General features: G+C 51.8%; 13 protein-coding genes, 1 riboswitch and 1 other annotated feature (1 of these 15 only partly in view). Of the genes, 9 read left to right on the top strand and 4 right to left on the bottom strand.

Annotated elements, in window-relative coordinates:
* Positions 1–91: a binding site (T-box leader), on the top strand; it begins 141 nt to the left of the window's first position.
* Positions 92–144: 53 nt separating this feature from the next.
* Complete coding sequence (leuS, locus tag CHM34_RS09055; RefSeq protein WP_094264289.1) at positions 145–2,601, top strand: leucine--tRNA ligase; 2,457 nt, start codon at positions 145–147, stop codon at positions 2,599–2,601.
* A gap of 99 nt (positions 2,602–2,700) precedes the next feature.
* A complete protein-coding gene (locus tag CHM34_RS09060; RefSeq protein WP_094264290.1) occupies positions 2,701–3,012 on the top strand; it encodes a hypothetical protein in 312 nt (103 codons plus the stop codon).
* Positions 3,013–3,334: 322 nt separating this feature from the next.
* Here the strand turns inward: CHM34_RS09060 and CHM34_RS18950 are convergent, their stop codons facing one another.
* Complete coding sequence (locus CHM34_RS18950; RefSeq protein ID WP_141201671.1) at positions 3,335–3,532, bottom strand: hypothetical protein; 198 nt, start codon at positions 3,530–3,532, stop codon at positions 3,335–3,337.
* 586 nt (positions 3,533–4,118) lie between these two features.
* Here CHM34_RS18950 and CHM34_RS09065 point away from each other — a divergent pair.
* Complete coding sequence (locus CHM34_RS09065; RefSeq protein WP_094264291.1) at positions 4,119–5,504, top strand: aspartate aminotransferase family protein; 1,386 nt, start codon at positions 4,119–4,121, stop codon at positions 5,502–5,504.
* Between the two features lie 8 nt (positions 5,505–5,512).
* Positions 5,513–6,376 carry a MurR/RpiR family transcriptional regulator gene (locus CHM34_RS09070; RefSeq protein ID WP_094264292.1) on the top strand — a complete coding sequence of 288 codons (864 nt, stop codon included), beginning with the start codon at positions 5,513–5,515 and terminating at the stop codon, positions 6,374–6,376.
* A 234-nt stretch (positions 6,377–6,610) separates the two neighbouring features.
* Here the strand turns inward: CHM34_RS09070 and comER are convergent, their stop codons facing one another.
* On the bottom strand, positions 6,611–7,450 hold the full coding sequence (comER, locus tag CHM34_RS09075; protein WP_094264293.1) for a late competence protein ComER: 840 nt from the start codon (positions 7,448–7,450) through the stop codon (positions 6,611–6,613).
* A gap of 272 nt (positions 7,451–7,722) precedes the next feature.
* Here comER and CHM34_RS09080 point away from each other — a divergent pair, with 272 nt between their 5' ends.
* On the top strand, positions 7,723–8,367 hold the full coding sequence (locus tag CHM34_RS09080) for a helix-hairpin-helix domain-containing protein (RefSeq protein WP_169713665.1): 645 nt from the start codon (positions 7,723–7,725) through the stop codon (positions 8,365–8,367).
* 129 nt (positions 8,368–8,496) lie between these two features.
* Here CHM34_RS09080 and CHM34_RS09085 read toward each other — a convergent pair whose 3' ends face one another.
* Positions 8,497–9,690: an ornithine--oxo-acid transaminase gene (locus CHM34_RS09085; protein ID WP_094264295.1), complete on the bottom strand. Its 1,194-nt coding sequence runs from the start codon at positions 9,688–9,690 to the stop codon at positions 8,497–8,499.
* Between the two features lie 262 nt (positions 9,691–9,952).
* Positions 9,953–10,064: riboswitch (SAM riboswitch) on the top strand.
* A 151-nt stretch (positions 10,065–10,215) separates the two neighbouring features.
* On the opposite strand from CHM34_RS09085, the gene CHM34_RS09090 reads away from it, so the two are divergent.
* The 4 genes from CHM34_RS09090 to CHM34_RS09105 all read left to right on the top strand — a co-directional run bounded on the left by CHM34_RS09090 (position 10,216) and on the right by CHM34_RS09105 (position 13,930).
* A complete protein-coding gene (locus CHM34_RS09090; RefSeq protein ID WP_094264296.1) occupies positions 10,216–11,421 on the top strand; it encodes an aminotransferase class I/II-fold pyridoxal phosphate-dependent enzyme in 1,206 nt (401 codons plus the stop codon).
* Positions 11,384–12,565, top strand: coding sequence for an aminotransferase class I/II-fold pyridoxal phosphate-dependent enzyme (locus CHM34_RS09095; RefSeq protein ID WP_094264297.1), 1,182 nt, complete (start codon positions 11,384–11,386; stop codon positions 12,563–12,565). Before CHM34_RS09090 ends, CHM34_RS09095 begins: the two co-directional genes overlap by 38 nt.
* A gap of 124 nt (positions 12,566–12,689) precedes the next feature.
* Positions 12,690–13,250 (top strand): dCTP deaminase, encoded by a 561-nt coding sequence (gene dcd / locus CHM34_RS09100; protein WP_094264298.1) that lies wholly within the window; start codon positions 12,690–12,692, stop codon positions 13,248–13,250.
* Between the two features lie 416 nt (positions 13,251–13,666).
* On the top strand, positions 13,667–13,930 hold the full coding sequence (locus CHM34_RS09105; RefSeq protein WP_094264299.1) for a hypothetical protein: 264 nt from the start codon (positions 13,667–13,669) through the stop codon (positions 13,928–13,930).
* 117 nt (positions 13,931–14,047) lie between these two features.
* Here the strand turns inward: CHM34_RS09105 and CHM34_RS09110 are convergent, their stop codons facing one another.
* The gene (locus CHM34_RS09110) at positions 14,048–14,866 is read right to left on the bottom strand and encodes a YitT family protein (RefSeq protein ID WP_094264300.1); all 819 of its coding nucleotides are present in this window, start codon (positions 14,864–14,866) and stop codon (positions 14,048–14,050) included.
* Positions 14,867–14,876 lie beyond the last annotated feature (10 nt).

Below are 14,876 nucleotides of genomic sequence, written 5' to 3' on the forward strand. Positions count from 1 at the left end.
TCCACGATACGGATGTCATGAGGGAGCATTCTGCGGAATGCTAATCAGGGTGGTACCGCGGGAGTTTGTGAACCAACCTCTCGTCCCTAGCTTCGGCGCTGGGGGCGGGAGGTTTTATATTTTTCGGGGTTGGAGGATGTTGAGATGAAAAAGTACGAGCCGAAGGATATCGAACCGAAATGGCAACGGATATGGCGGGAAAACAATACCTACCGGGCCGATGAGGATCCATCCAAACCGAAGTTTTACACCTTGGAGATGTTTCCGTATCCCTCCGGGGAAGGACTTCATATGGGTCATGTCCGCAACTATTCCATGGGAGATCTCGTCGCCCGTTTTAAGCGGATGAAAGGTTATCGGGTCCTGCATCCGATGGGGGCGGATGCTTTCGGCCTGCCTGCGGAAAATGCGGCGATCCAGCGGGGAGTCAACCCCCGGGAGTGGACGCTGAACAATATGAAACGGATCCGGGAAGAGCAATCCCGCTTGGGAATCTCCTATGACTGGGACCGATATGTGGCTACCTGTGAACCGGATTATTATCGGTTTACCCAATGGCTGTTCCTCCTTTTCTATGAGCGAGGCCTGGCTTACCGGAAAAAAGCGGCGGTCAACTGGTGTCCGGAGTGTGCCACAGTCCTGGCCAATGAACAAGTGGAGGACGGACAGTGCTGGCGCTGTGATTCGGAAGTGGAGAAGAAAGAGCTGAAGCAGTGGTTTCTGCGTATTACCGACTATGCCGACCGGTTGGTGGATGATCTGGAGCAGTTGCCGCATTGGCCGGAAAAAGTCAAGGCGATGCAGCGCAATTGGATCGGCAGGAGCCAAGGGGCTGAGGTGACCTTTACCATACCCGACTTGAATGATGAGCCGGTCTCTGTTTTTACCACCCGTCCGGATACTTTGTACGGAGTCACTTATCTGGTGTTGGCCCCGGAGCATCCCTTGGTTCCCCAGCTGATTCGCGGTCGGGAGAATGAAGAATCGGTCGGTCGGTTTATCGACCGGATGAGAAAAGAATCGGAGCTGGAGCGTACCGGTTCCGAGGTGGAAAAAATGGGTTACGATACCGGAGCCACCGCCCGTCACCCTCTGACCGGCGAGGAAATCCCGATTTGGGTGGCCAATTATGTATTGATGGATTACGGAACCGGGGCGGTTATGGGGGTTCCCGCCCACGATGAACGGGATTTCCAGTTCGCCCGGAAACATGGACTCGAAATTCGCCAAGTGATTCAGCCGAAGGACGAAACCACCGAAGAACTGAAGAACGCTTATGTCGGGGAAGGGGTCCTGGTCAACTCCGGAGAGTTCGATGGGTTGGAGCATCGAAAGGCGATCTCCGTCATCGCTGACCGTCTGGAGGCTGAGGGACGGGGTGGAAAAACGACCTCTTACCGGCTGAGGGATTGGCTTTTTTCCCGACAGCGGTATTGGGGATGTCCGATACCCATTGTCTACTGCGACTCTTGTGGAACCGTCCCGGTACCCAAGGAAGATCTGCCGGTGTTGTTGCCGGAGGATGCGGTATTTGACGGAAAGAGAAACCCGCTTGCCACCTCGGAGAGTTTTGTTCACACGACATGTCCTTCCTGCGGAGGAGAAGCGCGGCGGGAGACGGATACGATGGATACTTTTATCGATTCCTCCTGGTATTTCCTGCGGTATACCGACGCCGGAAACGACCGGCTTCCTTTTGATAAGGATCAAGCCGACCGGTGGATGAATGTGGATTATTATATCGGAGGAATCGAGCATGCGGTGCTCCACCTTTTGTATTCCCGTTTTGTCACCAAAGTGTTGCACGATGCGGGCATGGTGAAAGCGGTGGAACCCTTTGAACAATATGACCCGCTGGGGATGGTACTGAAGGATGGAGCCAAGATGTCCAAATCGAAGGGGAATGTGGTCTCTCCGATGGAGATCATCGATCGTTTCGGAGCGGATACCGCGCGCCTGTTTATCCTGTTCGCCGCACCGCCGAACCGGGAATTGGACTGGAGCGAATCCGGTGTGGAAGGGAGCTATCGTTTTCTGAACCGGGTGTGGCGGATGGTCGAGCAGCATCAAGACTTGTTCCGGGATCGGCCGGATTCCCGTCCGGAGGACGCGGAGGCGAAAAAGTTGCACCGGCTTCTCCACCAAACCGTGAAAAAGGTGACGGAGGATATCGGAGAACGTTACCAATTTAACACAGCCATCAGTGCTGTGATGGAACTGGTGAACGGGATTCAAGCCTATCCGGAAGATGCAGATCGGGGTACGTTGGCTGAAGCGATTGAGAAGACGATTCTGATGTTGGCTCCCAGTGTTCCCCATTTGACGGAAGAGCTGTGGCATTCCATCGGCCATTCGGACAGTGTTCACGATCAGGATTGGCCTTCCTACGACGAAAAGGCGCTGATTCAAGATGAGATTGAAATCGTCGTCCAGATCAACGGCAAAGTTCGGGGGAAAGTAGTCGTCCCCTCCCAGGCCGACCGGCAAACGATCCAGGATCAGGCGATGGAACAGGAGAAAGTGAAAACGATGCTGGAAGGGAAGACGGTCCGCAAAGTGATCGTCGTTCCCGGCAAGTTGGTGAATATCGTAGCCAACTGAGGTTCAAGAAGAGTACCACCTGTGCGGGTGGTCTCTTTTTTTAGTGCTTTACCATCACCGGACTTTTTGTTCCGAAACCGGCCCAGGAAGTCAACCGATATGATTAAGAAATCAATTGAATCTAATCAAAATTCAATGAAAAAGATGAATATGGAAGAGGATGAAATTTCGTTTCCAATGGTGAAAAGTAGTCTTAATTCATATGTAAGGAGCGACGAGGTCATACTTGAATGGTCTGATCTTCCAGACAAAGATCATAAATACCAACTTTATCGGAATGGGAAGCCAATCACAAAAATTACAGGAGAGCGTTTTCGTGACACGAATGTTGATGCTGATAAATTTTACAATTATAAAATAATCGGATACAAAAAAATATCCCGACGCATTTTATTATGCAAAGGTATATAGAGATGGTAGGGGAGAATATTATGGGGTTCACGATCAAGCTCCTTCGCACGAGTTCTACATTGCTCCGTACGCTAGTGATGGAGGATGGGTACCAATTCATAGACAAGAACACGTAGATTTCGACTATCTCTGGCCAACGAGGCGAGACTTGTGCTCCTCTGAGTGCAAACGTCGCTTCGCTAGGAATCGACTTCCCACTTTACAATCGCTGGTTGAGCAATTCTTTTCCCGTCTTCAAGATTCGAGAGCACATCGAGTCTCCTCGGGTTATATGGATTGCTTATTAGAACGAAAGTAGGGATGAGATGTTCGCAAAGAAGCTTCAAACCGCTGTATTTGCGGCTACCGTAAGTTCTTTTTGTTTATCTATTATATTCCCTCTTAACACCTCAGGCTTTTCTTCACACCAAGGATATACATTTGCCAATATACTCACTGCTTTTACAACATATACTCTATTTATCTTCATAGGAGTATTTATATATGGCGTACCGGTTTCTATCATCGCGGACACCATCACTGGGAGATTCCCCTATTATCCTAGATTGATAAGTTTTTTGTTTCATGTTTTCTCATGTGTTCCACTTTATCTTCTCTCTAAACAACCACTTATAGTGGCCATGATGTTTTTTCTTGTTTATCAACTAATAGAGAAAAGGAACTATGTTTCAAGTGCAACTTTTCTTTTTTTTGCCATGCTCATGATCTGGACATTTTTATTACCGTTGAATGAATCAATACTCAAAAACCGCTAAGGTCGGTCGGTTCAAATTTGGGCGGCTTTTCTTATCTCATAAGTCCCTAAAGATGAGGGTCAGTCTGTCCGAGAGAAGTGGATGCTCTTCAATGGAAAAGAGATTGAATCAAAAAACCTCAATCGGGGGTTTTTTTTTTCGAAATCCCCTCGATGAAATAAATCCTTCATTTATGTATCAATTTGGAGAAAATCCGTCATAAAGGGCGTTTTGCGGAAGTGGAGAAGGAAAGAGAGGCGGATAGCAGAGATGAACGTCCTGAACAAATCGTCGGAGATACCGTATAATGAAATAAATCATTCATATAGTAATAAATGTGAATGAAATAAAATCAAACAGGGGATGACAACCATGGCAACGCCGGCCAAGCCGGTTCCCCCTTTTCTTGAAAAAACGCGGAACTCCGCTGAGATGTATGAAGAGGCATCCGAAACGATGCCTGGAGGTGTGACGGCCAATATCAAGCATTTTGAACCCTATCCTCTATTCATGGAATCCGCCGGGGGAGCCAAACTTTATGACGTCGACGGAAACGAATATATCGATTACAATCTGTGCTACGGGGCCTTAATGCTCGGCCACGGTAATTCCCGGGTGATACGAGCGGTTAAGGAACAGTTGGACCAGATGGGGACGCCGGTTTTCGGTACGCCCCACGCTTTGGAGTCGGCAGTGGCCAAGAAACTGGTACAATTGTATCCGGGGATTGAAACCACCCGGTTCACCAACTCGGGTTTGGAGGCGACGATGTTGGCCATCCGTCTGGCGACGGGATGGACCGGGCGGCGCAAAATCGCCAAGTTTGAAGGGCATTACCACGGGGGATACGATCAGGTTTTGATTAGTGTCACGCCGGAGGAACGGGAACAAGATGTTCCCCCCCGTTCGTCGGTTGATTCCCTGGGAGTACCGGACTATTATCGCGACAATACGGTGGTCCTCCCCTTTAACGACTGGCAACAGACAGAAGCGATTCTTGAAAAACACCGACATGAGCTGGGGGCTGTCATTCTGGAGCCGGTACAGGCAGGATTTATCCCTCCGGATATTGAATTCCTAAAAAAATTGCGTGAATGTACCCTCCTTTATGGAATCCCGCTGATCTTCGATGAAGTGAAGACCGGGTTCCGGCTGGGTTTATCCGGTGCTCAGGGACGTTATGGGGTTATTCCCGATTTAACGGCTCTTGGAAAGGTATTGGGCGGTGGCTTTCCTGTGGGGGCCGTCGGCGGCCGTCAGGAAATCATGGAAATCTGCTCGCCAAACCGTCGAAGCGATATTCTCAGTTTCGGCGGGCAGGACACGGGGAAAAACGGCGGGTCGGATGTGCTGTTTCATAGCGGTACCTACAACGGGCATCCGACGGTTTTATCCGCAGGACTTGCCACGATAAACGCTTTGGAGGAGACAGGGGTTTACGACCGCGTGGAACAAGCGGCTTGTCGATTGCGACAGGAAATGGAACAGATTCTTTGCGATTTCGGACTCTGCGGTCGAACGGTGGGGGTGGGAACGATTTTTAACCTGGTTCTGTCCGACACCCCGATCCGTGAAGTACAGGATCTCCTCCGTTCCGACTTGCACCTTCGGAAGAAGCTGGATACGGCTTTATTAGAGCGGGGAATCTATGTCAAGCCGGGAAACCGATTCTCTCTCTCCGTCGCCCATACGGAGGATGTGCTGGCGGAGACGCTGGAGAGATTTGAAGGAGGGGTGAGGCAACTTATACGAAAGTAGGTGAAGATTTGGAAGAAAAAGAAGACGTATTCCGGCGTATTCGCAACAAGAGTGCCGAGATGAGCAAGGCACAAAAAAAGATCGCTCTGTTTATCGAAAGGTATCCGGATACCGCTCCTTTTTTGACGGCGGCCAAATTGGCGGAAACGGCGGAGGTGGGAGAGGCGACGGTCGTCCGTTTCGCTGTTTTTCTCGGATACTCCGGCTATTCCGAAATGCAGCGGAGCCTGCAAGAGCGGATGAGGGAACGGTTGACCACTGTGGATCGTCTCGAGTTGTCCGAAGATGTCTATCCGGAAGAATCCCATGTAGCTTATGAAGTCCTAAACGACGATCTGAGCAATTTGAAACAAACGATGAGCATGATGAACGCGTCTTCCTTCGCCGAGGCGGTCGACCGGATCACCCGGGCCCGGAGGATTCAGGTTGTCGCCTTTCGAAGCTCCCACGCTTTGGGTTATTTTTTGACTTTTTATCTGAATCTCCTTTTGCAGAACACTCAATTTATCGCCAACTCCGATACCATGTTTGAGCGTCTTTCCACTCTGGGCCGGGAGGATCTGGTGATCGGGATCGGCTTTCCCCGGTATACGGCGCGAACAGTCCAAGCGCTTTCCTTCTCCCGTATCCGAAATGTTCAAACCTTGGCCCTTACGGATTCTAACGGTTCACCCCTAGCCCGGGAGGCGGGTACATATCTCGTCGCATCCAGTCGATTACCCTCCTTTGTTGACTCTTTTACGGCTCCTCTCAGCCTGATAAACGCTTTATTGACGGCGGTTGGACGAAATTCCAAGCCGAAGGTCGCCCGTCGTCTGCGGGACATGGAACAGCTTTGGGATCAGGAGGGAATCTATTTTCCCGAGCCGTAAGGCGTTCGGAGGGATGGAAGAAAGAGAGGAGGGGGATGAGGAAACAGGGAACCAGCGGTGGAATTCGATAAGAGAAAAGCGAAAGGGCTTGATCGGTCCTCGATGTGAAAAACCGATGCCTCACTGAAAATGGGGCATCGGTTTTTTTGGATAAACTTTGATTTCCTCGAAAGGGAAAATCGGGGATGTTGTAGAATATCCTGTCCAGTGTCCAACATTTTCAACAAAACCGTCTTACATATTTTTCTTCGCTGTATGACCCAAGGAGTGCTTCACTTTTTTTACATCGTGATCATACTTGGCATGGGTCAGCTGAATCAGCTCGTGAAAGACAGGACTTACTTCCTTGTTTAATAAATCGAGGCCTTCCCGGGTGATTCCTCCTGGAACCGCCACCCGTTCCTGAAGACTTTGCAGGGTAAATCCCCCTTCCGCGAGCAGTCGGGCCAGCCCTTGGGTCATTTGATTGACGAGCGAAAGGGCCGATGACTGAGGAATTCCCGTTTCTTTGACTGCGGTATTCGCCAAACTTTCTAAAAGCTGGGCGAAAAAGGCCGGGGAGCAGCTGGCCAAATCGGAAGCGATCCGGGTGTGCTCTTCCTCGATCCGGAGGGGCTGACTGATGGCGGAAAAAAGGTTCCACAGCATCTGTTGATCGTCCGCGGTTAACCGATTTCCCGGGACGAACAGGGAGTTTCCGGCGAGAACTGCATGGTTGATGCTGGGGATAATTTTGGCAACCTTGGCGGGCAGCCATTCCTCCAGGTCTCGGATCATAACCGGGCTGGTGATGGATACGGCAATCTGTTCGGATCGGACGGTTTCCCGGATCTCATCGAGCACCGGTCGGAATTCACCGGGTTTGATACACAGAAAGAAGAGCGGTGTCTCCCGGACCAATTCCCGGCTGTTGTCGGCGATCCGGAGTCCCGGGTGCGTTTCGGCGAGGCGGTCCGCTTTGCTACGGGTTCGGTTGTTAATGATGATGTCCGACGGTTTCAACTTTCCGGATCGAATGAAAGCCTCGACCAGGGTGCGACCCATGTTTCCCGTGCCGATAAAGCCCACGTTCATTATCGATCCCTCCTTGTATCAAGGGTGTCGGAACGATCAAGGCGATCCGTTGTTATCTCCATGGATACGTGATGACGCGGCATATTATGATGGGAACCGGATGGTTGATGATCCAGCAATTGGAGGCAGAAAGGGGAAGCGTGCGTTCTGCGACAGCGGGACCGGAAGGAATACAATCGCATCAACCAAAATAAGGTTGATCAAGGTATGGAGGGTCGGCTCTCCCTGTACCCCGTAAACAAAGGAATCTGCGGTCACAGGAGGGGATGGGTTTGTTGGAAGAAGAATGGAGCCCTCGGGAAAAAAAGATGGCGGTGGCGATGGTGGTTCTCGTCCTCGCTCTGGCCGGGCTGGCGGCGGTAACCTGGTTGGGTGGAGAGGAGGCTGAAGAGCCTCCCTTGCCGCCCTATGAGCCGGAAGAACAGGCGAAACCGAAGGAAGAGGACCGTCGGGAAGACGAAAAAGCGAAGGAAGTCGTGGTGGATGTCAAGGGAGCTGTAAAAAAGCCCGGCGTATACCGAATGGAATCGGAGGCCCGGGTTCAGGATGCGGTGGAGGAGGCGGGGGGACCGCGGAAGCAAGCGGATATGGACCGGGTGAATCTGGCGCAGCCCCTGTCGGATGGGATGGCACTGTACATACCGAAGCAGGGGGAAGAGGCTTCCCCGCTTGAAGATACAGTTGCCGGGGGAGGAGAACCCGCTTCCGGAAATGGTGCCGGTTCTAAGGTCAACGTTAATGCCGCTCAGGCCGCCGAGTTGGAGGAGTTGCAGGGAATCGGTCCCTCCAAAGCGGAGGCGATCATTCGCTACCGGGAGGAAAACGGCTCCTTTTCTTCCCTGGAGGAGTTGACGGAAGTACCGGGAATCGGGGAAAAAACGCTGGAAAATTTCCGGGATCAGGTAACCTTGCGGTAGAGAGAACCGTTTGGAGGAGATGATGCTTTGCTGCGTTCTGTGCTGCTGGTGCTTGGTGCGATTGCGATCTTAACAGCCCTGATCGACTGGTTCATGCCATAAAAAAAGGAACCCGAAGGTTCCTTGGACTTATCGGCTCATCACTGTCCGAATTTGATCCAATGCCCAGTTCAGATCCTCTTCGGAAATGATGAGAGGCGGTGCGAAGCGGATGGTGTTTTCGTGGGTTTCTTTGGACAGCAGTCCGCGGTCCGCCAGCTCTTCGCAGTAGCGGCGGGCGGGCTCCGTCAGTTCCATTCCGATGAAAAGGCCCTTTCCGCGAATCTCTTTGATGGATGGATGTTCGATCTTCTGCAATTCATCTTTGAAATAAGCGCCTAATTCGCGGGAACGACGGGTCAGCTCCTCTTCTTCCAGCACATTCAGCGCAGCGACGGAGACGGCGCAGGCCAAGGGGTTGCCCCCGAAGGTTGAACCGTGGGAACCGGGTTCAAAAACCCCGAGAATTTCTTCGTCGGCGGCTACTGCGGAGATCGGCATAACGCCTCCTCCCAGCGCTTTCCCCATGATGTAAACGTCCGGCTTCACTTCTTCCCAATCGCAGGCGAAGAGCTGCCCGGTACGTCCGAAGCCGGTTTGAATCTCGTCGGCGGCGAAGAGGACGTTCTGTTCTTTACAGACAGCATAAGCTTCTTTCAGGAAGCCTTCCGGAGGGACGATCACACCGGCTTCGCCCTGTATCGGTTCGACGAGAAAAGCGGCGGTGTTCGGGGTGATTGCCTGCCTCAGCGCTTCAATGTCGCCGTAGGGAATCACTTTGATCCCGGGGAGCATCGGGCCGAAGCCCCGCTTGTTTTCGTCACTGGATGAAAGGGAAACAGCGGCCATGGTGCGGCCGTGGAAGTTGTTCTCGGAAACGATGATTTCCGCTTGGTCCTCGGGGACCTTTTTCACGTCGTAGGCCCAGCGGCGTACCGCTTTGATCGCCGTTTCCACCGCTTCCGCTCCGGTGTTCATCGGCAAAACCAACTCTTTGCCGGTTAACTGGGCTACGGCTTTGTAAAAGAAACCGAGTTGGTCGTTGTGAAAGGCACGGGAAGTCAGGGTGACTTTAGCCGCTTGCGTTTTAAGCGCTTCGATCAGCTTCGGGTGTCGGTGTCCGTGGTTCAGGGCGGAATAGGCGCTCAACATATCCATATATCGTTTGCCGTCAGCATCTTCTACCCAAACGCCTTCGGCCTTGGAGATCACGATAGGAAGCGGATGGTAGTTGCGGGCACCGTACTCTTCGGTCAGCTGGATCAAGGTTTGATTGTTTGTCATAGCGTCCTCCTTCAGCTGTTTTCGTAGTGTTCTCGGTTTGAAAACGCGTACTCACCATCATTCAGTGTAACACCATCGAGGAAGGATAAGAAGAGTTCCGGGCAAAACGGATAGAGATGATGCCGCTTTCATAAATATGAGTTCCGGGTCGGGTGCGTGGACGGAAATTTTTTGAACGAAGGGTTGACGGTATCGGAGGAAGTCGTTATAATAAATCTCAAGTTTCAGCCTGATGAAAACAATTGGATGATTGGTGAAAGAACTCTTATCAAGAGAGGCGGAGGGACTAGCCCGATGAAGCCCGGCAACCCCGGTTACTGTCCGGAAGGTGCCAAATCTTGCAGGGCCGCGTAGCGGTCACTGAGAGATAAGAGAAGGGATTTTAGAGCCAAACCTCTTCTCACGATAAGAGAAGAGGTTTTTTTGTAGTCAAAACCCGAAAGCGATCCTGTTTAACCCCCTTTATGCCGAATATTCGGACGGAGTATGAGGCGGAAACGGTTTTTTATTTGGAGGGCGATGCGCATGCATACCGAAACCCAGTTGGTCCAAATCGGAAAAAACAGAGGCCGCATCACCGGAGCTGTCAGCTGTCCGGTTTATCATTCCACCGCTTACGAACATCCCGCCTTGGGAGAGTCCACAGGGTTTGATTACACTCGAACCGCCAACCCGACCCGACAGGTGGTGGAGCAGGCCATCGCAGAGCTGGAAGGGGGAGAGGCCGGTTTTGCCTGCAGCTCGGGAATGGCGGCGATCCAGACGATTATGGGTCTTTTCTCCAAGGGAGATCACTTGATTGTCTCCCTCGATCTGTACGGCGGGACTTATCGCCTTTTTGAAGAAGTTCTGACCCGCTACGGAATAACTTTCAGTTATGTGGATCTGAGAGATCTGGAGGCGATTGAGGAGGCGGCAACCCCCTATACCTGCGGAATATTCGTTGAATCCCCTACCAACCCCTTGATGCGGGTAACGGATATCCGGGCTGTTTGTGAACGGGCTCGCGATCGCGGTTGGTTGTCGATCATTGATAATACCTTTATGACGCCATACTTACAGCGACCGTTGGAACTGGGGGCGGATATCGTCATTCACAGCGCCACCAAGTATCTGGGCGGGCATAACGATGTTCTGGCAGGTTTGATTGTCACCAAGGGAAAGGATCTGTCGGAGAAGGTTTTCGCTCTTCACAATTCCATCGGGGCCGTGTTGGGGCCTCAGGATTGCTGGCTGTTAATGCGAGGGATCAAAACGTTGGCCCTGCGGATGGAAAAACACCAGGAAAATGCGATGGCTCTGACCCAGTTTTTACTGACCCATCCTGCGGTGGAAGAGGTGTTTTATCCAACCCTTCATTCGGAGGAGCGAAGGATTCAGGAAGAACAGGCCGGGGGGTACGGGGGTATGCTTTCCTTCCGAGTCAAAGATCCGGTCTTTGTTCCCGAGATATTGCGTTCGCTTCGCCTGATATCCTTTGCAGAAAGCCTGGGGGGAGTCGAGAGTCTGGTCACGTACCCGGCGACACAAACCCATGCGGAGATTCCGGAGGAGATTCGGCGAAAGGTGGGAGTGTGTGATAAACTGCTCCGGCTTTCAGTGGGAATCGAGCATATGGACGATTTAATCGGCGATTTGTCGCAGGCTTTTGATCGAGCACAAGCTTCAATCGAGGGAGAGGGAGTGAAGCGGGATGAACTTCGGAACTCGTCTCTTACACAACGGAAATGAGATCGATCCTTTTACCGGTGCGGCGAGTATTCCTCTATATCAGGCGTCTACGTATCATCAGGAGGATGTTGATGCACCGGGGGATTATGATTATGCCCGGTCCGGCAATCCGACCCGACACGCTCTGGAGCAAACCATTGCCGAATTGGAAGAGGGATACCGCGGATTTGCCTTTGCCTCCGGAATGGCGGCGATTTCCACCGTCTTTTTCCTCTTTTCTTCAGGGGATCACCTGGTGGTCTCCGAGGACCTGTACGGGGGAACCTACCGGGTATTGAGCGATGTGTTGCCTCGGTTGGGTATCAGAGCTTCCTTTGTCGACACCACGGATCCGGGTCAAGTGGAAAAGGCGATCCGCCCCGAAACCCGGGCGATCTATATCGAGACTCCCTCCAACCCCACACTGAAGGTGACGGATTTGGCGGGTGTTTCCCGGATCGCTGAGCGCAACGGTTTGTTGATCATTGTGGACAATACTTTTTTGACCCCTTATTTTCAAAAGCCTCTCCGGTTGGGGGCGGACATCGTTATCCACAGTGCGACGAAGTTTATCGGCGGACACAGCGATGTGGTTTCGGGATTGGTAGCGGTCAAAGGGGAGGAAGTAGCCGAACGTCTCGCCCTCCTTCAAAACGCCTTGGGGTCCATACTGGGAGTGCAGGATGCCTGGCTGACCATGCGGGGCTTGAAAACATTGAAGGCGCGGATGGAAACCTCAACTGCTTCAGCGGAAAAAATCGCCCGCCGTTTGCAAGAATTGCCCGGTGTGAAAAAAGTGTATTATACCGGACTCCCCGGACATCCGGGAAAAGACCTTCAAGAGTCCCAGGCGAGTGGTCACGGAGCGGTCCTCTCTTTTGACCTGGGTTCCGGCGCCAAGGTGCGGGAAGTGCTGTCCCGGGTGCGCCTTCCGATCGTCGCTGTCAGTTTGGGCTCCGTGGAAAGTATCCTGTCCTATCCCGCCAAGATGTCCCATGCTGCTATGCCGACGGAGGAGCGTCAACGCAGGGGGGTCACCGACGGTCTGTTGCGTCTCTCCGTCGGTTTGGAGGATGCTGACGACCTCTTCCGCGACTTGGAACAGGCCATCGGGAGCCGGCGTCTCATCTCCGTCGGCCCGGAATGGAGGGCGTCCATTGTTTAGGATGGCACAAGCAACTTGCGCCATCGTCACCAGAAACCGCCAATCCTCCGGGGAAATCGGCGGTTTTTGTGTGTCACTGATTGTTGTACAATAAAAGGAAAATAGAGACAAAGGAGCCGCAGTCATGACGATCAAATCGGATAAATGGATACGGAAAATGGCCCGGGAAGAGGGGATGATCGAGCCCTTTGTCGATTCCAACGTCGGTAAGGGAGAAGCGGTCAGCTTCGGATTGAGCAGTTACGGTTACGACCTTCGGGTCGGAGATGAATTCAAGATTTTTCATAATGCCTTAATGCCTGTGATCGACCCCAAGGCGATCGACGAGGAGTCATCATTTCTCGATTTCAAAGGGGATGTTTGCACCATCCCGCCCAATTCTTTCGCTTTGGCGACGTCGGTGGAATACTTTCGGATTCCGGAAAACGTGCTGGCGGTCTGTGTGGGTAAATCCACCTATGCCCGGTGTGGAATCATCACCAATGTGACACCCTTTGAACCGGGGTGGGAGGGGCACGTCACCCTGGAGATTTCCAACACGACCCCGCTTCCGGCGAAGATTTATGCCAATGAGGGACTGTGTCAGGTGCTTTTCTTCGAGAGTGACGAAGCCTGTGAAACCTCTTACCGAAACAAGAAGGGAAAATACCAGCACCAGCGGGGAATTACACTGCCCCGAATCTGAAAGAAACAAGAAATGATACCGTTTGTCCGCCGACAAAAAGTCGGCGGTTTTTCGTAGGAAACGTCTTTTCCGTTGTGATACTTCTTTAAGAGGGAAAAGCGATGACACCCGTTGACTAAATCTTCTCCCAACAGAACTAAATATATAGGTCTTTATTATCAATTCGCCTGCAAAACGATGCAAAACAGACCAAAGTCGCGTATCCTGCAAGTATGGACCCTAAAATGAGAGATCATTTCCGAAGGGGTTTCCTTCGTTTTAAGACAAAATCGTTCAACAATTGGTCATATTATGGAGTTGTGAAAGAGGGGGTCGTCATATTAAAATAAAGAGTGTAAACCGATTGTAACCCGATAGTTACCTAAATGTAATAAAACGAAATTTTCATAATATTAAACGTCCGGAGGGATTTCAGAATGGCGAAATATAAAGGTAAATTTGTAATGGGCGGCGTTGAGACGGGTCAAGTGATGGATCAACTGCAAACCGGGGATGAACTTTCCCTGATCAGTGCCTTTGGTAAAGTGATCAAGCTGACGATTCAGAATACCTACCGGTATGACGGCCGCCGTGTCTATGAGACGGACCGTCTCGGACTGATTTATGCCGACGAGGTTCAATCTGTTTCCATGCCTGCCTGGAATAAAGCCACCTTATCCCGCCGAGCGAAGGTGGTATAAGGAACGATCCGCTACCCCTTCGGCTTGCCAGCCGGGTGTCGGGACGGACTGGATCCAGAAAGAAAACCCACCGGCCGCCGGCCGGTGGGTTTTCCTCCGCAAGGATTACAGATTCCTTCAACTTCGGCGAAAGGTTCCCATCACATCGACAGTTTCGGTAATATTGACGAAGGAGTGGGGATCGATTTCCGAAACCATTCGCTTCACTTGCGAAAGTTCATAACGGGAGATCACCGTAATCAAGACCTTGCGTTTTTCCTTGGTGTATCCTCCTTCTCCGTCCAGGACGGTGATTCCCCTGACCAGGCTGGCCAGCAACTTTTGTCTCACCGCTTCTCCTTTGACAGTGATAATCATGACTGTTAGCTTGACGTGGCGGGTGTGGATGGCATCCACCACTTTTCCGGTGGCAAAGATGGAGATCATGGTGTACAGGGCCAGCTCCCAGTCGAAGACGAATCCGGAGATAAAGACGACAATGGCGTTCATCGCGAAGATGAGACCGCCGAGAGGGAATTCTTTTCGCAAAGTAAGGATCATTCCGATGATGTCAAAGCCTCCGGTGGATCCCCCGGCGCGAAAGATGAACCCGGTTCCGATTCCTACTAGAACTCCGCCGAAGATGGAGGAAAGAATCGGATCGTCAGAAATCCCCTTCACCGGGATAAACTGCATGGCGACAGAGGTGACGACTACAGAGAAGATACTATAGGCGATATATTGTTTACCCAGTTTCAAGAGCCCCAGGATCAGGAGCGGCAGATTCAGGATAAAGATGATCGTACCGGTATTCAGGGGCGTCACCAACCCCAGGATCATGGCAACACCGGAGACACCGCCGGTTAGAATCTTTTGCGGAAGCAGGAACATATTGAAGGAAAGAGCGATTAAAACGGACGAGAAAAAGATATTGACGATGCGAAGGAACCCGTACATAATAGCCTCC

The organism is Paludifilum halophilum, from assembly GCF_002245355.1.
Taxonomy (GTDB): Bacteria; Bacillota; Bacilli; order Thermoactinomycetales; family DSM-45169; genus Paludifilum; species Paludifilum halophilum.